Source organism: Candidatus Agathobaculum pullicola (genome assembly GCF_052117205.1).
GTDB lineage: Bacteria > Bacillota > Clostridia > Oscillospirales > Butyricicoccaceae > Agathobaculum > Agathobaculum pullicola.
The window spans coordinates 93,888-116,508 of the sequence record NZ_JBQKJP010000003.1; the positions used below are offsets into that span (position 1 = coordinate 93,888).

The following is a 22,621-nucleotide window of genomic DNA, read 5'->3' on the forward strand; positions in this document are numbered from 1 at the left end:
TGGAGAAACAGTCGGGACTTTGCTTTTCTCAATACCACCACGGCAGTTCCAGCCAGAGATTATCCAGCGCCAATGCTTCGGTTGACCTCGCACGGCTCTCACTGAGATGAAAGTGCAGAGCTGTTCCCACAAGAGGATGCTCCATGTCATCCTCAAAGCCAAAGCGGTACAACAGATAAACTTGCTCCCGTTCTGATATGCGCCGCAGCCCTTCATAAAGCTCTTTTCGGTTTTCCGCTTCCTCCATAATCTTTTCCGGCTCTGACGCATAGGGGTCAGCAATCAGGTCGGAACGCTGCACGGAATGTTCACCGGGAAGCAGATCATCCAGATTGATTCTCTCCATAGGGATACCGTCTTTGTCAGACTGCATCCGCTGTTCAAAGGCCGCAAAAGCAGCCGAGATTAAATCCATCATGGCGTTGCGGATGGCAGGCCCCGCATAGGTCAAAAACATTATTTTTTTGCCCGGGTCATACAGGGAGATTGCCCGGAGCAAACCAATGCTCCCCTCTTGAATCAGGTCATCGTGGTCGATGCCCAACTCACTGTTTCCAAGGCCAACACTGATGTACAATTCATTTGCAGTTTTTCGGATATACCCCAGATTGTTCTGCACCAGCTGTTCCTGCGCCTGTGTATCCCCTCGCTGTGCCAGAGTACAAAGCCGCTCATTGGTCATCGTTTTCATCGCTTTGCTTAGGCTGCATACTTTCCATCATGTGAAGCAGCGCCAGCTGTAATTCTTCCAGCGATTCATCCTTTGCCAGCCCCATCTGGGATATGGGCTGCACAACCATAGCTGCAAGCTGCTCTGGGGAAACCGATGGATGATGAAGGTCTTGTCCCTTGGTCAGCTCTGAGAACATCTGCTCGGTAAGCTCTTTTGTTATGTTCTGGGAAATTTCCTCCCCAGAAGTCATTTCCTTTTTGATCTCCCGAAGAACTGCCATAAATTGATTTTGAATATTGGTCAGATCGGCTTGAAAAACCGGTATCTTGTTCAGAGAGACCGCCTGAGCCGCCTGTTGAGTTGCTTTCCGGATGTCCGGCTGTTCTTTGCCAGTCATCAACAGCATGGAACTTAACGATTGCAGGATTTGGTTCTGCGCCGCAAAGCCGGAGGCCATCGTTTCGTCAAAATACAGGGCGATCATACTGGTCAGCTGGGCAAAGCGGCGGTTTTCCAGCAGGCGGCTCACCACTTCCGGGTTTACACGCCCCGTATAGAGATTGCGTGCTGCTTCGGCAGAAAGGCCAAGCTCAGAGATGTCATAATTTTTCTTATCTGGCACATTGGTCAGACAAAGGAGAAAATCCGAGGATACATTAAAAATCCGGGCAATACGGATGATCTGCTCGATAGTCAGTTTATTCTTTGTCCCATTCAGAAAACGGCTGATGGAGCTTTCCGCAACGCCAATTTTAGAAGCAAGCTCTGCCTGAGTGATTTTATACTCCTTCATCAAGTCTTGTAATCTCTGCTGTGGAGTATCACCAGGGAGATATTCCTGTTCCATAGGCAGATCACCTCGTTTCTTTTCTGTATTTCCCGCTTTTAATGCGGGCATCGGTTGGTTTTTCTGCATCCTCCGGGATGATCCAGCGGCTTCCTGCTCTTTGTGCGCCGGGAATCCGGCCTTGGTTGCAGAGGATGCCGACCCGTCGGGGAGAAATCCCCCATTTCTCTGCAATTTCAAACGTAGAAAGATATTTCATAATCAGCCCTCGTTGTTTGCAATTCTATTTTCTATTATATTCCATAACAGGAACAATCTCAATCCATATTTTGAGAATCCAGCCGCCTTCTATCTTGCAATTCTGCAAGTTTTGGAGGCGGTATTTTATTTTCTTGCAGGACTGACGGATTTTTGGAACCATGCCCTTTTTCTCCGTACATTGAGGTGACAGGAGAAACCTGTACAAAGATGAAGGAGGAACTATGGCATGGATATTTTTACGATGGTAAAGGCAGCAGTTACCGTAAGACAAGCGGCTGAACACTATGGGCTACAAGTCAACCGAAACGGCATGGCGCTGTGTCCGTTCCACAATGACCGTCACCCGAGCCTGTATGTATCGGATGACCACTACCACTGTTTCGCCTGTGGGGAGCATGGGGATGTGATCGACCTGACTGCCAAACTGTTTGACCTTCGGCTGTATGATGCGGCCCGAAAACTGGCGTCGGACTTTCACCTTGCGCCGGACAAGCCCTTGCCGGAATCCATTCGTCAAAAATGGAAGCAGAAAACCAAAGCACAGCAGCTTCGTGAGAACGAGCAGCTGTGCTTTTCTGTTTTGAACGAATACCGGCGGCTGCTCCTGGATTGGAAAAAACGGTATGCGCCGCAAGCGCCGGAAGATTCGCTGGATAAGCGATTTGTGGAAGCCTGTCACCGTCTGCCCTGGGTGGAGTATCAGCTGGACATCCTGCTGCAAGGCGATTCCTATGAACGAAGCGAAGTCGTAAGCGAACTAACGGCAGACGGATACATCCGCAAATTACAAGCCCGCCTGAGAGAGGAGCGATACCATGAATAACCCTGTTTGGATCGATGACAAGGGGAAAATCGTAGAGCCGGAATACTGCCGGGATTTTCTGTCCCGGCATCCCATGCGCTGCATCAACGACCGATTTTATACTGTGGATGGACAGCTGCCGGATGAGAACAAATTGAAGCGAACGATTTATGAGGAACTCTCGCCCTGGCTTCATGCCAAAGCCGCACAGACGGTGGAACAGGTAATCAAAGTGCTGAAGCTGGCGGCATACGCCGACCCTTTGCCCCTGCAATGTGACCGCATCCATGTGGCGAACGGCACTTATTTTCTGGATGGCACGTTTACAGAGGAAAAAGAGTATTGCAGCAACCGCCTGCCGGTGTCCTATCAGACAGAGGCTCCTGCACCGGAACAATGGCTGCGTTTTCTCTCGGAGCTGTTGGAGCCGGAGGATATTCCCGCCTTGCAGGAATATCTGGGCTACTGCCTGATTCCGTCCACCAAGGGCCAGAAAATGCTCATGCTGATCGGCAAGGGCGGCGAGGGCAAAAGCCGCATCGGTGTGGTGATGAACGCCATTTTCGGGTTCAACATGAACACCACTTCCATCCAGAAGGTAGAAAACAACCGTTTCGCCAGAGCCGACCTGGAGGGCAAGCTGCTCATGGTGGACGATGATCTGGACATGAACGCCTTGACCAAAACCAACTATGTAAAATCCATCGTGACAGCAGAACTGCGGATGGATTTGGAACGGAAGAAAGAACAGAGTTATCAGGGGCAGCTTTATGTGCGTTTTCTCTGTTTCGGCAACGGGGCATTGACTGCACTTCACGACCGCAGCGACGGCTTCTTTCGCCGCCAAATCATTCTGACCACCAAGGACAAGCCTGTGGATCGGTTCGATGATCCGTTCCTTGCCGAGAAACTGATTGCGGAAAAAGAGGGAATCTTCCTCTGGATGCTGGAGGGGCTGCGGCGGCTGATCGCCAATCACTACCACTTTACCATCAGCCAGAGAGCCAAGGACAATATCACTTCCGCTGTTCGGGATGCCAATAACATTCTGGATTTTCTCGATTCTGAGGGTTATGTGGCATTCAAGGCCGATTATGAAGCCAGCACCAAAAATCTGTATGTAGCCTATAAGCGGTGGTGTGAGGACAACGCAGAAAACCCACTATCCCCAAAGAGCTTCGCAAACCAGCTTAGCCAGAATGCTGAACGCTACCATTTGGAGCCGGTCAATAACCTGCACATCGGCGGTGGAAAACGGTGTCGGGGATACATGGGTATTTATGTCCTGCTCTCGCCTATGGAGTTGTAATGAAACTTCAAAATCTTCTGTTCGTGCGTTCATGCGTTCCTGACCGGGTACAGCCTGTGGAACGAAGGAACGCACGAACGCAAAAAATCGAAGTTTATTTTTTATTGTTCGGCTCAGAGGGCGCTCTAAAATCCGCACTTTCCGATCAATGGTTGTGCAAACAGTGAAAAACATTACCACCTTCATGTGGTGTATGTCCCAGTGGTGGAAAAGCAGATTCTCTGGTCAAAGCGGTGCAAGGATAAGGCTTTGGTGGGGACGGTCAAGGAGACCATTATGCAGGTCAGCCGCAGCAAAAAGTGGCTGTCCAAACCGGCATTGGACGAAACCGGGAATCCCGTTTTGCAGAAAAATGGAAAGCCGGTTCTAAAGAAATCCTACTCCATTTTGCAGGATGATTTTTATCAGCACATGAGAGCTGCTGGATATACCGACGTAGAGCGTGGAGAGCGAGGCAGCACCGAGGAGCATCTGACGGTGACCCAGTTTATGCCAATCATTACGCCACCATCAAGAAGTGGTTGGACGAGGACAGCAAGGGCAGGAGAGCGAAAAACTACACTTACGACGATAACGAGGGAGAGTGTCTATGAATCCGATTTTTACAAAAATGGTTGATGCCGTTGAAGCGGCTAATGCCGCACCTGACGATTACATCAATTCCGCTGATGGGCTGAAATACTGCGGCAAGTGCCATACGCCGAAAGAAGCCTTTTACCCCGCAGACCTTCAGGCACAGGGCTTTACCAAGCACCCGGTTATGTGCAAGTGCGTCGCCGAACGCCGAGAACGGGAAGAAGCGGAGCGTCGGGAATATGAGAGAATGTCTTACATGACGATGCTCCGCAGCGAGGCGTTCCGCGATATGCCCGCCGCTGGCTGGCGGTTTGAGTCAGCCGCAGTTACAACGCCCCAGCTTGCAAAGGCGAGGGGTTACGCGCAGAACTGGGACGAGTTCAAAAAAGCAGGAATCGGGCTGCTCCTGTTCGGGAATGTCGGCACGGGAAAATCCTATGCCGCTGGATGCATTGCCAACGCTCTGATTGACCGTCTGGAGTCCGTCCTCTTTGTGGGAATGTCTGATGTAGTCAACCGTATGCAGGGTAACTTCGGTTCGGACCGCGACAATTACATGAAATCGCTTATGCGCCCCGACCTCCTCATTCTGGATGATTTGGGGGCAGAACGTAACACCAGCTTCGGTAAGGAGCGAGTGTTCGATGTGGTTGACAAACGGCTGCTGACCGGCAAGCCCATGATCGTCACCACGAATATCCCGCTTTCCGTTATGAAGCAAGCTGTCGATCTGGATGACCGCCGAATTTATGACCGCATCTTGGAGGTCTGCGTCCCGATCATGTTCGATGGAGACAGCTTCCGCAAAAGCACCGCTGCCGACAATCTGAAAACGGCGGCTCGTCTGCTCGGCTGATAAACCCAAGAAAGGAGCTTTTACATGGAGAATTGCATCGGCACCGTTCCGATCCATCTGAAAATGACACTGACCACCAAGGAGGCGGCAGAATACAGCAACATCGGCATCAACAAGATCGACAGTATGCTCCGCTCGCCCAACTGCCCCTTCGTTTTGTTTGTCGGCACAAAGAAGCTGGTCAAACGAAAGGAATTTGAGCAATTCATCAGTGAGAAACTGGTGATATAAGAAGTTCCGAAAAATTTACAAATTGCCGGAGAGTTTTTCACAATAACTACTTGAGGGAATGGACAAAATCTGCTATACTTATCGTGTAGCAGTGCGTCCATTTCCCTTCAAGGGAAAGGAGCATTTCATGGGAAAAAATCTCAAAGGAAAAGACTGCGGTAAGGGTATCTACCAAAGAAAGGACGGTTTATACAGCGCACGATTTGTTGATAAAACAGGAAAAAGGCATGAGAAATATTTTCAGACTATTCCCGAAGCAAGGAATTGGATGGAAGAAGCGAAATATGCCGACAAGCACGAAGAAGTTTTTGTTGCCACCGAAACAACGGTTGACCAATGGTTTAGTTTCTGGATTGAAAATATAGTAGGTGACTTAGCCCCTAATACGCTCCGCAATTATCGGGAGCGATATTCCAAAAACATTCAGCCCGTTATCGGTAGAATGGCGATTGCCAATGTCAAGCCCATGCACTGTAAGCAAGTCTTGATTCGGATGGACGCTGATTATGCTGGTTCTACTATCCGACAAGCCTATATTGCTATGGGCACATTGTTCAAGGCGGCGAAAATGAATGACTTGATTGCCAGACACCCAATGGATGGTGTGCGGTTTACAAAGCCAGTTCGTGCTGTGGATGATATAAAGTTTCTTACTTGCGATGACCAACAACGTTTTCTTGAAGTTGCCCAGCGTTCCCACAACTATAACCAATACGCCCTTATCCTCGAAACAGGCTTGCGTACTGGCGAAATGATTGGATTAACTTGGGATGCGATTGACTTTGAAAAACGAACACTTACGGTCAACAAGACTTTGGAGTTTAGGCACGCTCAAAAATACTGGCGTGCAGGTCCTCCAAAGACTCAACAGAGTTATCGCACAATTCCCTTGACGAACAGAGCCTACGATATTCTGAAAAGCATTTGGGATAGCCGGGATAACAGGAAAGAATCTCCCTTGCTTTCACAGACGCTTGAATACATAGACAGGCGCACAGGCACAACCTCACAGCTTGTTATGCGTGACCTTGTTTTTATCAACTGGCGTACAGGAGAGCCAGCGAAGAACAGCTCCTATGATACCCACCTTTACAAGCTCTGCGACGAAGCAGGGATAAATCGCTTTTGTATGCATGCTCTACGCCATACTTACGCCACAAGAGCCATCGAAAGTGGTATGCAGCCGAAAGTGCTGCAAAAGCTATTGGGTCATGCCAGTATCAAGACAACGATGGATAGGTATGTTCATGTGACTACCGATTCGCTCGACCAAGCTGTACGGCAGTTTGAGTCAAAAGGGTTTTCTGACATAAAACTCAATGCGAAAATGGCGTAAAAATGGCGTAGTAGCCGAAAAGCCAAAACCCGAAAACCCTTGCAAATCAAGGAAAAATCGAAGGAGAATGAGTATATATGAAATTAGGTATCGTTGGCCTTCCGAACGTGGGAAAGTCCACACTGTTTAACGCGATTACACAGGCGGGCGCGGAAAGCGCAAACTATCCGTTTTGCACCATCGACCCCAACGTGGGCATGGTTGCCGTGCCGGATGAGCGTTTGCAACCCCTGACCGAGCTGTATCATGCCAAGAAAACGACGCCCGCAGTGGTGGAGTTTGTGGATATTGCGGGCCTTGTGCGCGGTGCGAGCAAGGGTGAGGGATTGGGCAATAAGTTCCTGTCCCATATCCGTGAGGTAGACGCAATCGTGCATGTGGTGCGCTGCTTTGAAAATGAGAATATCGTGCATGTGGAAGGCTCGGTTGACCCGGCGCGCGATATCGAAACCATTAATTTGGAGCTGATTCTGGCAGATATCGAGCATCTGGAGCGGCGTCTGGAGCGCACACGCAAGGCGGCCAAGGCAGATAAAAAGCTGCTGGTGGATGTGGAGATGCTCGAAAAGCTGAAGGCCCATCTGGAGGAAGGCAAGACTGCACGCACATTTGAGGGCTTTGCCGATGATGAGGATGTGCAGCGCGTTATCAAAGAGAGCGATCTGCTGTCCGCGAAAAAGGTGATCTATGCCGCCAATATGGACGAGGCGGGCTTCACTGGAGACAAAACTGAAAATGAGCGCCTGGCGGCCGTGCAGAAAATCGCGGAAGCAGAAGGCGCAATGGTACTGCCGATTTGCGCAAAGCTGGAAGAGGATATTGCGGGCATGGACGCAGAGGAAAAAGAGATGTTCCTCTCCGAACTGGGCCTGCATGAATCCGGTCTGGATCGCCTGATCAAGGTATGTTACGACCTGCTTGGCCTGATGAGCTACCTGACCGCGGGCGAACAGGAGGTGCGCGCGTGGACGATTGAAAAGGGCACTAAGGCGCCGCAGGCGGCAGGCAAAATTCACTCGGATTTTGAGCGCGGCTTTATTCGCGCCGAGGTAATTCAGTATAAGGACCTGATTGAACTCGGTTCGCTGGCGGCCGCGCGGGAAAAAGGCTTGGTTCGCTCGGAGGGCAAGGAATATGTGATGCAGGACGGCGATGTGGTCCTCTTCCGCTTTAATGTATAATAAAAGGATAACCTTTGAAAAGCACCGTTTTAAGCGGTGCTTTTTGCTGCTTGCGGGATCAAATCAGGCATGCTTTATTTTACCGAATTGTTATTGCTTATCACACTATTGCAGTATATAATAAGAACGGCGAATCATGTCGAAGGGCCGTGGATATGCTGGTTTTTGTTTTTTTCGGTAAATTGTATGATGTTTCGCATATCTGCATATATAAATAGCGGAAAAGAGGAAGAACAAGTTGAGCATCCTGACAAACAAACAGAAGGAAGGAACGCATGTGGCCAAGCACACCGCGCAGACGGCTGCTTCCAAAACAAGTAAAAAGCAAAAGCGTGTGCCGCTGGCTGTAAAAATTACGGGCGGTATTGCCGTGCTGCTGCTGGCGGTGCTGTGCAGCTTTACCTATGTTTATCCGAACATTTTTCCCGGTGTAACGGTCGGGTCTATTCCGGTCGGCGGAATGACGCAAGGCGCGGCGACCAAGCAGGTCTCCGGGAAAAGCAAGTCGCTTTATCAAGACGCCAAGCTGTCGCTGACTATTTTTGACACGACGTATGATATCCCGGTGAGCGATGTCCTGCAAAGCGTGGATGAGGAGCAGTCCGTGAAAAACGCCTATGCCGTGGGCCGTACAGGCAACCCGTTTGCCCGTATGTGGGATGTAGCGAAAGCGCTTATCGGTATGAACGAGGCGCAGATCGCCGCGCAGGTTGATGAGGATGGGCTGACCGAGGCGCTGGAAGAAATCTCTTCCAAGGCGCTGACCGAGCCGGTCGAACCGACGTGGGAAATCGGTACGAACACGATGACAATTCACACGGGTAAGCCGGGCGTAAAGTTCGATACGGATGCAGTGCGGTCGCTGCTGGAGGACAAAATCCGCCTGATGGATTTTGAGCCGTATGAGGTTTCGACCGAGTTGACCGATACACCGGCGATTGATATTGACAAGATTGCCGAAGCGGTAATCGGCGACCCGGTCAGTGCAACAGTCAGCAAGGAAGATGGAAAGACCATCATTCCGGAAAAAGTCGGCGTGCAGTTTGATGTGGAAGAGGCAAGAAGCATCATCGGAGATGGCTCGGCGGCGAGTTACACCATTCCGGTTGCGACAACGGCGGTCAAGGTGACGGCAGAGGATCTCAAGACCAAGCTGTTCACGGATACACTTGCGCAGACCTCTACATGGTTGGATGAAAGCAATACGCCTCGAACCAACAATGTCCGGCTGGCGTCGGCGGCTATCAACGGTACAATCCTCAATCCGGGGGACGAATTTTCGTATAATAACGTTGTGGGTGAGCGCACAGAGGCGCGCGGCTATAAACCCGCAGGCGCGTATTCGGGCGGTAAAATCATCGAAGAATTCGGAGGCGGCGTATGTCAGCCTTCTTCAACCCTGTATATGGCGGTGCTGCGTGCGGATTTGGAGGTCACCGAGCGGCATAATCATTCCTTTACCGTGTCCTATACCCCGCTCGGGGAGGACGCCACGGTGGATTACGGCAATTTGGACTTCCGGTTTAAGAATAACACGGACTATCCCGTCAAGATTCTGGCTGAGCAGACGGGCGGCAAGATGATCATGACCATTGTGGGCACCAAGACCAGCGACAAAACGGTAGATACCCGCACCGAGGTGTTGGAGACCTATACGCCGCAGACGATTGAGAAAAAGGATAGCTCCATGATGGCGGGACAGACCCGCGTCGATATCACACCGATTACCGGCTACGCCACGCGTACCTATCAGGTGATTACGGAAAACGGGAAGACGACCGAGGTGCTGGCCAATACGTCCACCTATGTCAAGCGGGATAAGGTAGTGTATGTCGGCACCAAGCAGCCGGCGCCCACCACGCCGCAAACGCCGGCACCTACCACGCCGCAAACGTCGGAGACAGAAGGGTCGTCAACCACCGAAACGCCATCGGATGGAGCGTCGGCGACGGCCGGGGAGTCCGGTACAGACGGGGGCACTTCCACAGAAACAGCAGGCGACCAGACGCAGGCTGCTTCATAATATCAAATAAATCAATGGTAGGAGGATAACGGATGAGACAAGAGTTCACCGCGCAGACGCGTAAGGAAATCAAGAAGGCCTGCAAAGGGCAGGTGATGAACAACCTGGGGCGCTGTATCGGCATCAACTTTTTGTATATGGTGCCATTTGCACTATTGTTTCTGTTGATGTATCTGGTGCTGTTTGGCCGGGTGCTTGCCATGGCAATGGCCGGATACACCGATACGTATATGCTGGGTATGGCTCTGGCGCGGGGCATGAATACCGTCTGGTTGGTGTTGTTTCTGATGATTCTCATCAGCGGACCGCTGACCTTGGGCATCATGCGGTTTTATCTTGCCTTGCAGCGCGGAGAGGAGCCGGGCGTGAGCACCCTGTTTAAGCCTTTTACCTCGCTGCGGGAGCTATGGGCAGGCATCAAGATGAAGTTCTGCCTGACCTTCCGTTCGGCCCTTTGGATGATTGGACCGACTATTGTGTACATGATACTGGCGGTTTCTCTGGCATTTAGCGCAGCGATGAGAGGATCTGTGGGCAATGTGTCGGGCGTAATGACTGTCCTGAACATTCTGTACTTCATCGCGCTGATTCCGATTCAGATTAAAGTGATGACCTACAGCGCAGGCTGGGTGCTGGTGTGTGATGATGAGACGCGCGGCGTATGGGATGCGACGCGTGAAGCATCTGCTGCGTTCAAGGGACAGTTTGGCAAGCTGTTTGTGTTTTTGCTTAGTTTTGTCGGCTGGTACATTCTGCTGATGGGCGTAATCTACCTGTGCGGCGGTCTGGGGGCTGCCGGTTTGGTGCTGGTCAAGGGCAGCATGGGCATAGCGATTATGGTAACGGCGCTTATCGCGGCAGTCTGTGTGGCGGTTCTGCTGGGGGCATTCCTCGACGCTTATGTGATGACCTCGTTTTTCGGCATGTATGCGTACCTTTCCGCACCGGTCGCGGCACCGCAGGACACACCTTTTACCGGCTCATGGCCGGGACAGGGTGGCGACGGCACACCGCAATAAAGTATAATTGATATCGAAACGGCGGGTTTTCCCGCCGTTTCGTGTGCTTGACAGCGTAAAGGCGCAATGTTATAATGAAACCATCATATCGGCTGAAACGCAATGAAGAGGAAAGTACGCGGCGAGGTACGGCAAAGCGAGTCCCGGACGGTGTAAGCGGGATGCAGAAGGCGCCGCGGAAAATGGCCTCGGAGCACCGTATCGACCGGCGGTAATCCCGCCATAGGCTGCGGCGGGGGATTCCCGTTATTGAATCGGGGTATGGCAGTACCCGCTAAGGCGTGCCGCCGTGAGGGGCGCGTAAAGCAAGGTGGTAACACGGAAGCGTTTCGCTCTCGTCCTTGGATGAAGTTCATTCGGGGAGGAGGGCTTTTTCATTTCTTCGTAAGAATGCGTATGAAAACGGATAAAATTTCGCAAACCTATGATAAAGGAGAAGAATCAGATGGACAAGAAACCTTACTATATCTCAACGGCGATTGCTTACACCTCGGCAAAGCCGCATATCGGTAACACCTATGAAATCGTGTTGGCCGATGCAATCGCGCGCTACAAGCGCCTGACCGGCTATGATGTCTACTTCCAGACCGGTACGGACGAGCATGGCCAGAAGATTCAGGAGAAGGCTGAGGCCGCGGGTATTACGCCGCAGCAGCATGTGGATCAGGTTGCGGCAGAAGTCAAGCGCATCTGGGATATGATGAACACCACCTACGATAAGTTTGTGCGCACGACCGATCCGATGCACGAGAAGAAGGTACAGAAAATCTTCAAAAAGCTGTATGATCAGGGCGATATCTACAAGGGCAGCTACAAAGGAAAGTATTGCAAGCCCTGCGAGTCCTTCTGGACCGATAGCCAGCTCAAGGACGGCTGCTGTCCGGACTGCGGCCGCCCGGTCGTGGATGCGCAGGAAGAAGCCTACTTTTTCCGCATGAGCAAGTATGCCGACCGCCTGATGCAGCACATCGAGGAGCATCCGGAGTTCATCCAGCCAGAGAGCCGAAAGAATGAGATGGTCAATAACTTCCTCAAGCCCGGCCTACAGGACCTGTGCGTGTCGCGCACCTCGTTCTCGTGGGGCATCCCGGTAGACTTTGACCCCGGCCACGTTGTCTACGTCTGGCTGGATGCGCTAACCAACTATATCACCTTCTGCGGCTATGACCCGGACGGCAACCATGATGAGCACTACAAGCGCTTCTGGCCGGCGGATGTGCATCTGATCGGCAAGGATATCATCCGTTTCCACACGATCTACTGGCCGATCTTCCTGATGGCGCTTGGTGAGCCGCTGCCCAAGCAGGTGTTTGGTCATCCGTGGCTGCTGGTGGGCGAGGGCAAGATGTCCAAGTCGCTTGGCAATGTGATTTACGCGGACGATCTGGTGCGTCTGTTCGGTGTGGACGCGGTGCGCTATTATGTGCTGCATGAGATGCCGTTTGCCAATGACGGCGTGATTTCCTATGAGCTGATTTGTGAGCGCATCAATTCCGAGCTGGCCAACGTGCTGGGCAATCTGGTCAACCGCACGATTGCCATGACCAAAAAGTATTTCGACGGCGTTGTGCCTGCCCCGGCAGATGCCGAGCCGGTGGATGACGAGCTGAAGGCGGTCGCGCTCGGCCTGCCCGCAGCGGTTGAGAAGCGCATGGCGGATTTGCACGTTGCGGATGCCATCGACGAGGTATTTACGCTGCTGCGCCGCTCGAATAAGTATATCGACGAGACCATGCCGTGGGCGCTGGCCAAGGACGAGGCCAAGAAGGGCCGTCTCGGCACGGTGCTGTATAACCTGCTTGAGTCCATCCGCTTTGCGGCAACCATGCTGCGTCCCTATCTGCCCGATACCGCGGATAAGATTTTCGCGCAGCTGGGCACTGAGGACAAAGGCGTGGAGAGCCTCCAGGCCTTTGGCGGCATGACCGCGGGCGCACCGGTGGGCGAAGCGTCCATCCTGTTCGAGCGCATCGATATTCCGAAGAAGATGGCCGAAATCGAGGAGGAGAAGATGGCGCAGCAGCAGGCGGAAAAGCCGGCTGTAACCTTCCTGCCGGATATTCCGTTTGACGACTTCTGTAAGGTCGATATGACCGTGTGCAAGGTGCTTGCCTGTGACAACGTCAAGAAGAGCGAAAAGCTGCTGAAATTCCAGCTGGATGACGGTTCGGGCACGCCGCGTCAGATTCTGTCGGGTATTGCCAAGTACTACAAGGCGGAGGATCTCGTCGGCAAGACGGTTGTCGCCGTGACCAACCTGCCGCCGCGCAAGATGATGGGACAGGAGTCTAACGGTATGCTGCTGTCTGCTGAAAAGGACGGCAAACTCACTCTGCTTATGCTGGATGATGCGATTGAAGCGGGCGCAAAGCTGTGCTAAAATAAAGACGCGAGGGGCTGCGGCGACCGCCGCAGCCTTTTCCTTACAGCGAAAGGAGTTTATATGGGCTACCAATATGATTTCTTCCGGTTGGAAACCGAAGCGGGCGGCTATTCGCTGATGGGTGGTATCGGAATTGTGCTGGACGGATATCAGGAGATCATACGCGCCCGCGCGGCAGAGGGCTGGCGGTACTGTGGCTGTATTCCGGTCAAGCAGCGCGCAGAAGGGTATATCACGCAGGTCGACCTGGTGTTTGAAAAACCGACAGAGGATGAAAAATGAATCTTTGGGCGCGGCATTTGCGCCGGAAATGAGGGAAACAAATGCGGGCACTGATTCAGCGTGTGTCACATGCGTCGGTTACAATCGACGGCGCGGTGCACGGGCAGATTGGGCAGGGCTTTCTTGTCCTGCTCGGTATGACGGATGGGGATACGGTGGAGGACGCGGTTTATCTGGCGGATAAAACAGTTAAACTTCGCGTGTTTACCGATGAAAACGACAAGATGAACCGGTCGCTTCACGACGTCGGCGGCGGGATCTTGGTGGTGTCGCAGTTTACGCTGTATGGAGACTGCAAAAAAGGCAATCGCCCGAGTTTTATCGCGGCGGCGCGGCCGGAAACGGCGATTCCGCTGTATGAAGCGTTTATCGCGCGCTGCCGCGAGAGCGGCCTGCCGGTCGAGACCGGCGAGTTTGGCGCGGATATGAAGGTTGACCTGCTCAACGATGGTCCGGTTACATTGTGGATGGACACCGCGCAGATGCGGTGATGGAAAGGAGAATTTCGATTATGAAAATTATGCAGCTTTGCGTTGGTGCAGTAGCGACCAATTGCTACATTGTTTATGATGAAAACAGTCGTGAGGCCGCGGTGATCGATCCGGGTGACAATGCCCCTTCGATTCTGCACGCGATTGCGGAGGAAAAACTGACGGTCAAGTATGTGCTGCTGACGCATGCGCATTTCGACCATATTCTTGCCGCACATGAGGTGCTGGAAAAGACCGGGGCAAAATATGTCGTACCGGAGGGCGACCTGTGGCTGCTCAAGCATGAGAATATGCGTCCGTTCCGTGCACTGGCGCGCGGCTATGTGGAGGACACGCCGGATATTGTGGCAACCGAGGGCACGCAGGTCACCTTTGGTAACCTGACCGCGTCCTATATGAACACGCCCGGACATACGCCCGGCTCGTCGGTCATCCAGATTGAGGACTGTCTGTTCACGGGCGACACACTGTTCCGTCATGAGTGCGGACGCTGCGACCTCGAGGGCGGCGATTTCGGCCAGATGCTGCACTCGCTTAAGCGTCTGCACGATTTGGAGGGCGACTATAAGGTGCTGCCCGGACATGAGGGTCTGTCCACGCTGTCCGAGGAGCGCGTGGCCAACTCCTATATGCTGCAGGCGGTCGGCAAGTGATGCTTTATACCATGGAGGGCCATGCGCTCAAGCATGCGGTGGAGGAAATGCTGTTTCACCTGCTGCCAACCATTACGCTGACGCATGCAGACACCATCGGTAAGGGCGAGCAGGACTGGTGCCGCAGTATCCTGGCCGAAGCGGACGGGCAAGCGCAGGCCAGGGCAATCGTCAGCATGGACGGTACGGTGCGCGAAAGCGAGAGACGCGCATCGGCGGAAGGGTTGCAGCCGCTCGATTATAAGCGTACGGTCACTGAACTGGTGAAAACGACCGTGTATGACGCGGTTGTGCCCGCGCTGACCGAGCCGCCGGTCTGGGGCAGTTTGACCGGTGTGCGTCCGGCCAAGCTCGCCCGCGGCCTGATCGAGCGCGGCATGAGCCGCGGTGAGGCAGCGGCATACCTGCGGGAGCATTTCCATGTTTCCTCCGATCGCACCGCGCTGACCATTCGTGCGGCGGCAACGGCGATGGAGCTCGACCGCGCCATCGGGCCGGATGATATTTCGCTCTATGTGGGTATTCCGTTTTGCCCTTCGCGGTGCTATTACTGCTCGTTCGTGTCCTCCACAACCGCGCAGTCCGGCCAGCTGATGGGGCCGTATCTGGATACCCTGTGCCGCGAGGTGGAGGAGACCGCCGCGCTGGTGCGCGAGGCAGGCAAACGGGTGCAGAGCGTATATATCGGCGGCGGCACGCCGACCACGCTGGATGAAAGGCAGCTGGCACGTTTGCTCGCGGTACTGGAAAAAAACTTTGATTTTTCGCATCTGCGTGAATATACTGTGGAAGCAGGCCGCCCGGATACCATCACACCGGAAAAACTTGCGGCGCTGCGAGCCGCAGGCGTCGGGCGCGTGAGCATCAACCCGCAGTCGATGGACGATGCGGTGCTGGCTGCTATCGGGCGGCGGCACAGCACGCAGGATGTGCTGCGCGCCTATGACGAGGCGCGTCAGGCGGGCTTTGAGGCAATCAACATGGATGTGATTGCGGGGCTGACCGGCGATACTGCGGACAGCTTTGCACGGACGATGGATACGCTCATCGGTCTTGCGCCCGAGAATATCACGGTGCATACGCTGGCTATCAAGCGCGGCGCGGATCTCACCGATAAGGCTGCGGCCGCCGCGCAGCGCGATACGGTTTCGCGTATGCTGGATGGCGCCTCGCACGCGCTGCAAGCGGCGGGCTACGGGCCATACTATCTGTACCGACAGAAGTTTACCGCCGGAGGCTTTGAGAACGTCGGCTGGTGCAAACCGGATACCGAATGTTTTTACAATGTGACCATGATGGAGGAATTGCAGACCATTCTGTCGCTGGGCGCGGGCAGCGTGTCCAAGCGCGTCGAGCGCGCGACCGGCTGGATCGAGCGGACGAATAACCCCAAATATCCGCTCGAGTACATCCGTGCAGCCGACCGGCTGGCGGAAGGCAAACGCAAATTACTATTTCCCAAGCAATAAGGAGGGAACGGGTTATGGCGGAATATACGCTCAAATATATCAATCACCGTGCACGGTATGAGGCAGCGGATTTTATTCATGAATGTGAGCAGCATTATCATGCGCAGGTACTCGCTGTAGCGGAAGAGATTGCGCGCAATAGCACGCAAAAGCCAATCGTATTGATCAACGGGCCGTCCTCATCAGGCAAGACCACAACCAATGACCGCATTGCCCGCGCGCTGGAGACGCACGGCATTCGCGCGGAGATGATTTCGATGGACGATTATTACCGTACGGTCGGTACCTATGAAATCCCGCCCGACCCGGAAAACGGAGTGCCCGATCTGGAAAGCCCGGAGTGTATGAACCTGCCGCTTTTGAGTCAGCACTTGGCACAGCTGGCGGAAGGACAGGAAATCAGCCTGCCGCGGTTTGAGTTTGAAACCCGCACCTCGATTCCCGACGCGCGCACGCTGCGGCTCGATCCGGACGAGGTGGTGCTCATCGAGGGAATTCACTCTTTCAATCCTGTCATCATGGGCGATTTGGCGCATGCGGCGACCGGCGTGTACCTGTCAGTGGCTAGCGCGGTTGTGCCCGAGGAGGGGCCACGGCTCGAGCCGTATATGCTGCGCTTTTTGCGCCGCGCCATGCGGGATAGCTTATTCCGCAATTCTCCGGTTGAAGAAACCCTGCATCAGTGGAACTCCGTGCGTCGCGGCGAGCGTCTGTATATCGCGCCGTATCGCGGGCAGGCTAACCTGACGGTGGATACGTTTTTGCCGTATGAGATCTGCATCCTGATGCAGCATTTGATGCTGCGGCTGCAGCAACATGGACAGGAATTGGCTGGTGCGGATCTTGCGCCGATCGGTGCAGTGCTGGGGCAGGTGGCGCCGATTGATTATGCGGATTTCATTCCGGAGGACTCGGTGCTGCACGAGTTTATCGGCTGAAATGGGCGCTGAAACTTGCTTTTTGGCAGGGTGTGAAGTATAATAAACCAAATATGGCGGTCTTTGGCCGCGCGAAAGGGGCGATGGGTGATGGATGCAAAGGTACAATCGTTTCTGGACAAAATCAAGGTGATGGCGGAAAAAACCGGTAAGGCTGCCGGCCGCGCGGCAGACGCGGCGGGCAAAAAGGCGACCGAGCTTGCCGGGGCAACCCGTATTAATTTGCAGATTTTTGACCTTAATACCGAGTGTGAGGTGCTCTATAAGGAAATCGGTCGGATGGTTTACGAGCTGCACCGCGGCAACGAGGTTTCCAGCGATGAAATGGATGAGAAAATCGCTGCGGTAGACGCAAAACAGGAAAAGATTGCCTCTTTGCGTGAGGAACTGGCGGGCATGCGCACAATTGTGGTCTGCCCGCACTGCGGCAAAACATGCAGCCGGGAGGATGCGTATTGCTCGGGCTGCGGCGGCGCGCTGTGAACACATATTTCGGAGCGCCCTGCCATACGGTACTATAAGAAAAAGCAAAGGGCGTGTAACGTTTGCAGCGAAAAAAACAGAATTTTATCCAAGGTGCGGTCATTTTAATGGTTGCGAGCCTGATTGTAAAGGTAATCGGCGCGTTTTTCCAGATTCCGCTGCAGAACATGATCGGCGGGGAGCAGTCTCCGGCGTTCGGTCTGTTCAGCGCGGCGTACCGCATCTATACGGCGATGCTCATTATCTCGACGGTCGGCCTGCCTGCCGCGCTGTCCAAAATGGTCGCCGAGGCGACGGCGTGCGGGCGTGAGCGCGAGGTGCGCCGGATTGTGCGTGTGGCGGCGGGCATTTTTGTGCCGGTCGGCGTGCTGGCAACGATGGTGCTGTTTTTCGGCGCGGGTACGTTTGCAAGCTGGATTAAGAATCCGGATGCGCAGCTGGCGGTTATGGCAATCGCGCCGAGCGTTGCGATGGTAGCTATCCTATCGGTGTTCCGCGGATATTATCAGGGGCGTGCCAACATGGTGCCCACCGCGGTTTCTCAGGTGATCGAGGCGATGGGCAAGCTGTTTGCGGGTCTGGGTCTTGCGTATTATGCCAAGCAGCATGGTATGGAGGACGCGGTGGTCGCAGCGCTGACCGTGCTGGGTGTCACGCTGGGCGAGGTCGTGGCGGCGGGCTATATGCTTGTGCAGGCGGGCATCAGCCGTCGGCGCAGCGAGCCGGTGCACCTGCTGAGCGATGCAATCCGCCCGACGCGGGAGCTGGCCAAAACGCTGCTTTCGCTTTCCATTCCGATTACAATTAGCTCGGCGGTGATGAGCCTGACCGACCTTATCGACGTGGCGCTGATTGCTGCGCGGCTGCAAAGCCCGGCAGTCGGCATGTCGGCCGAGGCGGCAACCACCGCTTACGGCATCTATACCGGTACAGTCAATTTCTTTAACTTACCGCAGACACTCATCACGGCGCTGGCGGTCAGTGTACTGCCCACTATTGCAAGCGCACGGGCGTCCCAGAATTTCACCAAGGTGTCCAAAACCATGGGAACAACGCTGCGTTTGACCATGATTATCACGCTGCCGGCGGGAGTGGGGTTCTTATTGCTGTCCGGCCCAATCCTGCGCATGTTCTACTCGGTGGGCGTATCCGAGCAAGGCGGCCCGCTCATGGCGATGCTGGGGGTTGCCGTGCCGGCGGTGGCGCTGGTTGCGGTGACCAACGCCACTTTGCAGGCGTTCGGACGCATTGACTTACCGCTTATTTCCATGTTTTTGGGTGCGGTGGTCAAGATGCTGGGTGACTATTACCTCATCGGTAATCCGGAGTTTGGTATTTTAGGAGCGCCTATCAGTACGGCGGTGTGCTACTGGCTGATTGCGTTGCTCAACCTGTTCCATATTGGGTGGCTGTCGCATGCGCTGCCGCCGCTGGGTAAAACAGTGGGACGGCCGCTTGCGGCAACCATCGGCATGGGGGCGGCAACCTATATTTGTCATACGGTATTGCTGCGGGTATTGGATACCGCTCCCGGCACGCTTTTGGATAAGCTGGTGACGCTGATTGCAATTGCAGTTGCGGCGGCGGTCTATGTTGTCTTGTTGCTGATGCTGCGCGCTATAGAGCGTGAGGATGTGCTGCTGCTGCCAAAGGGTGAAAAAATTGCGAATCTATTACATTTGAAGTGAGCGGGAAGTGCGAAAAATGGTTGATTTTCAGCAAAAAGAGAAGTATGATTTTGAAGATTTACTGCGGATTATGGAAATTCTGCGCGCGCCGGACGGCTGCATGTGGGACCGGGAGCAGGACCATCAGTCCATCCGCCGCAATTTTATTGAGGAGACGTATGAGGTCTGTGAGGCCATCGACGAGCAGGATGCCGAGCATCTGAAGGAAGAGCTGGGCGACGTGCTGCTGCAGGTCGTGTTCCATGCGCAGATGGAGAAGGAAAAGGGCGTATTTGACATCGGAGACGTCGCGGACGGCGTGTGCAAAAAGTTGATTTTCCGGCATCCGCACATTTTCGGCTCGGTGGAGGTCGGCTCGTCCGAGGAAATTCTGCGCAACTGGGATGCGCTTAAGCGTGTAGAAAAGCATCAGGAGACCGATACTTCCGCGCTTGACAGCGTCGCGCGCAGCCTGCCGGGTCTCATCCGTGCGGAAAAGCTGCAAAAGAAGGCAGCAAAGGTCGGCTTTGACTGGGAAAACGTGCAGGGTGCTTTTGATAAGGTCGGCGAGGAGACGCTCGAGTTGCAGCAAGCAATGGATGGCAATGGCGACGCGGAAGAGGAGCTGGGCGATCTGCTGTTTGCGGTGGTCAATGTGGCGCGGCATTTGAAGGTTGACCCGGAGCGCGCGCTGGAAAAGACCTGCGATAAATTCATCAGCCGCTTTGCCTCAATGGAACGGCAGGCGCGCGCAGAGGACAAGGCTCTGTCCGATTTGCCGCTGGAGGCATTGGATGCACTTTGGAATAAAGCAAAGGAAACCGAATGACAAACGGAGGTACACGCATGAAAAAAAGCGAATTTGTCACGCTCGTTGCGGACAGAACCGGGCTGTCTAAAAAGGATACGGAAAAGACAATGGATGCGATTTTTGAGGCCATTGGCGACGCGCTTGTGTCCGGTGATAGGGTGCAGTTCGGCGGTTTTGGATCGTTTGAGACAAAGCAGCGTGCCGCGCGCACAGGACATAATCCGCGCACGGGCGAGGAAATCGAAATCGCCGCGGCGATAACGCCGGTCTTTAAGCCCAGTAAAACTCTCAAGGATAAGGTGGATAAAAAGTAACGTGAGACTGGATAAATATCTCAAGGTTTCCCGCCTGATTAAGCGCCGTACCGTGGCCAATGATGCGTGTGACGCAGCGCGTATCACGGTCAACGGCAAGCCCGCCAAGGCTTCGTATCAGGTTAAAACGGGTGACATCATCGAAATTGCGTTCGGCCAGCGCACCATGAAGGTGGAAGTGCTCGCCATCGCGGAGCACGCCCTGAAGGCAGACGCTGCCGCTCTGTATCGGGAGATCTCCTGATTGGGTGCTAAAACATCCCGTCCCTTCATAGGATGAAGGGAGCGGGATGTTTTTTTGCAGGGAGGGAATGGCTGATGGCATCCGAAGATCGCAACAGGGAAATGCCGCATAATATCATTTTGGAAGGCAGGGAAAAGCTGTCTATTTCCGGCGTTTTAGACGTGCAGAGTTTTGATGAGGAGCAGGTGCTGCTGGAAACGGTGCGCGGCATGGTGGTGGTGCGCGGACAGGGGCTGCATGTCGAGCGGCTGCAGCTGGAGGCAGGCGAGCTGATTGTGGAAGGCGAAATAGGGCTAATCGAATACGATGACAGCGTGCAGCCGCGCGATAGCTGGTTCAAACGACTGTTCGGCGGGTGAAGCGGTATGGAGGTGTTTTCCAATCAGGAGCAGCTGCGGCTGTTTCTGCAAAGCGTTCTGCTTGGCGCCGGCCTTGCCGTAGTGTACGACCTGCTGCGCGCTCCCCGACGGGTATTCGGGTTCGGTTGGGCTGCAACCGCGGTCTGCGACGCATTTTTCTGGCTGGTGCTGCTATTGGCGTTGTTTGAATTCAATCTGCTGTTCGCAACCGGCCAGAACCGCTATTTTGTACTGGCCGGCGCGGCAGGCGGCGCTATTTTGTACTTTCAGCTGCTCAGCGGTGTGGTGCTGACTGTGCTGGAGGGTGTGCTGCACGGAATGGTTCGCTTTGTGGCCGGCCTCTGCTGGCTGGGCAGAACCGTCCGACAGCGTTGGCAGCAAAGCCCGCTGGTGGGAAAAATCCGATTTTTTGCAAAAAAGTTTGAAAAACCCTCTTCCATTTTTCGTGGAAAAGGTATAAAATAAAATCCAGATCAGTTTGACGCGGACAGACAGTACGAGGTGAGAAAACGGTGTCGAAGCGGAAAATGCCGGTTGTGGTAAAAATAGCGATGCTGGCGTTTCTGCTCTATGCGGTGGTCACAATCGTTCGTCTGCAGTCCCAGATTGCGGATAAGCAGGCAGAGCTGGACTCCCTGAACCAGCAGGTACAGGAATATCAGGAAGCCAACGAATTATTGCGGCAGGAAATGCAAAACGGCATTACTGAGGAGGATATCGGTGAGCTGGCCCGTTCTGAACTGAGCTATGCGGAACCCGGGGAACGTGTTTTTGTGGACACCTCCAGCCGGTAAAAGGGAAAAGATTAACGGAGGCAAAAAAACTTATATGGATTTGGCAGTGGGAACGATTGTAGAAGGCAAGGTAACCGGCATTACCAAATTCGGCGCGTTCGTTGCGTTGCCGGAGGGCAAGTCGGGCATGGTGCATATCTCTGAGGTTGCGTCCAGCTTTGTCAACGACATCAAGGATTTTCTGCAGGAAGGGCAGACGGTTAAGGTCAAGATCATCAATATCGATCAGGCCGGACGCATCAACCTTTCGATTAAGAAAGCGCAGCCACAGGAGCAGCACCCGGAGCGGTCAGGCGGCTTTGCGGCCCGTCAGCCGCGTTTTCAGCAGCGTTCCGCTGCACCGCGGGGACGTGCGGCACAGCAGCCCAAGGACCCTGCGACGATGAGTTTTGAGGATAAACTAAAGGCGTTTATGTCGGACAGCGAAAGCCGTCAGGCGGATGTCCGTCATGCGACCGACCGTAAGAATGGTTCGCGTAGACGCAGATAAACAGAAAAACCGAGGGTGACCTCGGTTTTGTTTTTATTATACGGTATCCGACAGATTTTGCGCAATATCATAAAAAATGCGCCCTTCCTTGCGGAAGAGCGCCAAAAGTAGGATTGTGGGGATAAAGATATGAACGGTGCATGGCAGCTTTTCAACTGCCATGATTAATATACCATATTTTACCATATA

26 protein-coding genes and 1 pseudogene are annotated in these 22,621 nt (G+C 53.9%); 24 read left to right on the forward strand and 3 right to left on the reverse strand.

Going from position 1 to position 22,621, the window contains the following annotated elements:
- Nucleotides 1-28: 28 nt before the first annotated feature.
- Genes ACTQ3V_RS02390 through ACTQ3V_RS02400 form a run of 3 tightly spaced genes read right to left on the reverse strand, consistent with a single transcriptional unit; the run spans nucleotide 29 to nucleotide 1,719 of the window.
- Complete coding sequence (locus tag ACTQ3V_RS02390; RefSeq protein WP_441466092.1) at nucleotides 29-691, reverse strand: sigma-70 family RNA polymerase sigma factor; 663 nt, start codon at nucleotides 689-691, stop codon at nucleotides 29-31.
- Nucleotides 672-1,520 carry a helix-turn-helix domain-containing protein gene (locus tag ACTQ3V_RS02395; RefSeq protein ID WP_349232497.1) on the reverse strand — a complete coding sequence of 283 codons (849 nt, stop codon included), beginning with the start codon at nucleotides 1,518-1,520 and terminating at the stop codon, nucleotides 672-674. Before ACTQ3V_RS02395 ends, ACTQ3V_RS02390 begins: the two co-directional genes overlap by 20 nt.
- Nucleotides 1,521-1,527: 7 nt before the next feature.
- Nucleotides 1,528-1,719 carry a helix-turn-helix domain-containing protein gene (locus ACTQ3V_RS02400; protein ID WP_303926211.1) on the reverse strand — a complete coding sequence of 64 codons (192 nt, stop codon included), beginning with the start codon at nucleotides 1,717-1,719 and terminating at the stop codon, nucleotides 1,528-1,530.
- Nucleotides 1,720-1,947: 228 nt separating this feature from the next.
- Between ACTQ3V_RS02400 and ACTQ3V_RS02405 the strand changes: the two genes are divergently transcribed.
- The 24 genes and pseudogenes from ACTQ3V_RS02405 (at nucleotide 1,948) to ACTQ3V_RS02520 (ending at nucleotide 22,432) form a co-directional block, all read left to right on the forward strand.
- Nucleotides 1,948-2,544, forward strand: coding sequence for a CHC2 zinc finger domain-containing protein (locus tag ACTQ3V_RS02405; protein WP_349232496.1), 597 nt, complete (start codon nucleotides 1,948-1,950; stop codon nucleotides 2,542-2,544).
- The gene (locus ACTQ3V_RS02410; protein ID WP_441466093.1) at nucleotides 2,537-3,832 is read left to right on the forward strand and encodes a DNA primase family protein; all 1,296 of its coding nucleotides are present in this window, start codon (nucleotides 2,537-2,539) and stop codon (nucleotides 3,830-3,832) included. Before ACTQ3V_RS02405 ends, ACTQ3V_RS02410 begins: the two co-directional genes overlap by 8 nt.
- A gap of 171 nt (nucleotides 3,833-4,003) precedes the next feature.
- A pseudogene (locus tag ACTQ3V_RS02415) lies at nucleotides 4,004-4,321 on the forward strand (plasmid recombination protein); the annotation flags it as partial.
- A 100-nt stretch (nucleotides 4,322-4,421) separates the two neighbouring features.
- Nucleotides 4,422-5,264, forward strand: coding sequence for an ATP-binding protein (locus ACTQ3V_RS02420; RefSeq protein ID WP_009323458.1), 843 nt, complete (start codon nucleotides 4,422-4,424; stop codon nucleotides 5,262-5,264).
- Nucleotides 5,265-5,288: 24 nt separating this feature from the next.
- Nucleotides 5,289-5,495 (forward strand): MerR family transcriptional regulator, encoded by a 207-nt coding sequence (locus tag ACTQ3V_RS02425; protein ID WP_009323457.1) that lies wholly within the window; start codon nucleotides 5,289-5,291, stop codon nucleotides 5,493-5,495.
- A 127-nt stretch (nucleotides 5,496-5,622) separates the two neighbouring features.
- On the forward strand, nucleotides 5,623-6,831 hold the full coding sequence (locus tag ACTQ3V_RS02430; protein WP_009323456.1) for a site-specific integrase: 1,209 nt from the start codon (nucleotides 5,623-5,625) through the stop codon (nucleotides 6,829-6,831).
- A 77-nt stretch (nucleotides 6,832-6,908) separates the two neighbouring features.
- Entirely contained in the window at nucleotides 6,909-8,012 is a 1,104-nt protein-coding gene (gene ychF / locus ACTQ3V_RS02435; RefSeq protein WP_441466094.1) for a redox-regulated ATPase YchF, read from the forward strand.
- 238 nt (nucleotides 8,013-8,250) lie between these two features.
- Nucleotides 8,251-10,035, forward strand: a complete 1,785-nt coding sequence (locus ACTQ3V_RS02440; protein ID WP_441466095.1) for a VanW family protein — start codon at nucleotides 8,251-8,253, stop codon at nucleotides 10,033-10,035.
- A gap of 32 nt (nucleotides 10,036-10,067) precedes the next feature.
- The gene (locus tag ACTQ3V_RS02445; RefSeq protein ID WP_441466096.1) at nucleotides 10,068-11,054 is read left to right on the forward strand and encodes a DUF975 family protein; all 987 of its coding nucleotides are present in this window, start codon (nucleotides 10,068-10,070) and stop codon (nucleotides 11,052-11,054) included.
- A 445-nt stretch (nucleotides 11,055-11,499) separates the two neighbouring features.
- Complete coding sequence (gene metG, locus ACTQ3V_RS02450) at nucleotides 11,500-13,434, forward strand: methionine--tRNA ligase (protein WP_441466097.1); 1,935 nt, start codon at nucleotides 11,500-11,502, stop codon at nucleotides 13,432-13,434.
- A gap of 63 nt (nucleotides 13,435-13,497) precedes the next feature.
- Nucleotides 13,498-13,719, forward strand: coding sequence for a DUF4177 domain-containing protein (locus ACTQ3V_RS02455; protein WP_441466098.1), 222 nt, complete (start codon nucleotides 13,498-13,500; stop codon nucleotides 13,717-13,719).
- A gap of 41 nt (nucleotides 13,720-13,760) precedes the next feature.
- Complete coding sequence (dtd, locus tag ACTQ3V_RS02460) at nucleotides 13,761-14,210, forward strand: D-aminoacyl-tRNA deacylase (RefSeq protein ID WP_441466099.1); 450 nt, start codon at nucleotides 13,761-13,763, stop codon at nucleotides 14,208-14,210.
- 20 nt (nucleotides 14,211-14,230) lie between these two features.
- Nucleotides 14,231-14,863, forward strand: a complete 633-nt coding sequence (locus ACTQ3V_RS02465; RefSeq protein ID WP_441466100.1) for an MBL fold metallo-hydrolase — start codon at nucleotides 14,231-14,233, stop codon at nucleotides 14,861-14,863.
- Nucleotides 14,863-16,332 (forward strand): coproporphyrinogen dehydrogenase HemZ, encoded by a 1,470-nt coding sequence (hemZ, locus tag ACTQ3V_RS02470; RefSeq protein WP_441466101.1) that lies wholly within the window; start codon nucleotides 14,863-14,865, stop codon nucleotides 16,330-16,332. Before ACTQ3V_RS02465 ends, hemZ begins: the two co-directional genes overlap by 1 nt.
- 14 nt (nucleotides 16,333-16,346) lie before the next feature.
- Complete coding sequence (locus ACTQ3V_RS02475; protein ID WP_441466102.1) at nucleotides 16,347-17,270, forward strand: uridine kinase family protein; 924 nt, start codon at nucleotides 16,347-16,349, stop codon at nucleotides 17,268-17,270.
- A 90-nt stretch (nucleotides 17,271-17,360) separates the two neighbouring features.
- Nucleotides 17,361-17,753, forward strand: a complete 393-nt coding sequence (locus ACTQ3V_RS02480) for a hypothetical protein (RefSeq protein WP_441466103.1) — start codon at nucleotides 17,361-17,363, stop codon at nucleotides 17,751-17,753.
- A 62-nt stretch (nucleotides 17,754-17,815) separates the two neighbouring features.
- On the forward strand, nucleotides 17,816-19,441 hold the full coding sequence (locus ACTQ3V_RS02485) for a putative polysaccharide biosynthesis protein (protein ID WP_441466104.1): 1,626 nt from the start codon (nucleotides 17,816-17,818) through the stop codon (nucleotides 19,439-19,441).
- 16 nt (nucleotides 19,442-19,457) lie between these two features.
- Nucleotides 19,458-20,249, forward strand: a complete 792-nt coding sequence (gene mazG, locus ACTQ3V_RS02490; protein ID WP_441466105.1) for a nucleoside triphosphate pyrophosphohydrolase — start codon at nucleotides 19,458-19,460, stop codon at nucleotides 20,247-20,249.
- Between the two features lie 17 nt (nucleotides 20,250-20,266).
- A complete protein-coding gene (locus ACTQ3V_RS02495; protein ID WP_441466106.1) occupies nucleotides 20,267-20,545 on the forward strand; it encodes an HU family DNA-binding protein in 279 nt (92 codons plus the stop codon).
- A gap of 1 nt (nucleotide 20,546) precedes the next feature.
- Complete coding sequence (locus ACTQ3V_RS02500; protein WP_297274375.1) at nucleotides 20,547-20,789, forward strand: RNA-binding S4 domain-containing protein; 243 nt, start codon at nucleotides 20,547-20,549, stop codon at nucleotides 20,787-20,789.
- A gap of 74 nt (nucleotides 20,790-20,863) precedes the next feature.
- Complete coding sequence (yabP, locus tag ACTQ3V_RS02505; protein ID WP_441466107.1) at nucleotides 20,864-21,148, forward strand: sporulation protein YabP; 285 nt, start codon at nucleotides 20,864-20,866, stop codon at nucleotides 21,146-21,148.
- 6 nt (nucleotides 21,149-21,154) lie between these two features.
- Nucleotides 21,155-21,613, forward strand: coding sequence for a spore cortex biosynthesis protein YabQ (gene yabQ / locus ACTQ3V_RS02510; protein ID WP_441466108.1), 459 nt, complete (start codon nucleotides 21,155-21,157; stop codon nucleotides 21,611-21,613).
- A gap of 47 nt (nucleotides 21,614-21,660) precedes the next feature.
- Nucleotides 21,661-21,942 carry an FtsB family cell division protein gene (locus tag ACTQ3V_RS02515; protein ID WP_441363059.1) on the forward strand — a complete coding sequence of 94 codons (282 nt, stop codon included), beginning with the start codon at nucleotides 21,661-21,663 and terminating at the stop codon, nucleotides 21,940-21,942.
- Nucleotides 21,896-22,432 carry a S1 RNA-binding domain-containing protein gene (locus ACTQ3V_RS02520; protein ID WP_502918984.1) on the forward strand — a complete coding sequence of 179 codons (537 nt, stop codon included), beginning with the start codon at nucleotides 21,896-21,898 and terminating at the stop codon, nucleotides 22,430-22,432. Before ACTQ3V_RS02515 ends, ACTQ3V_RS02520 begins: the two co-directional genes overlap by 47 nt.
- Nucleotides 22,433-22,621 lie beyond the last annotated feature (189 nt).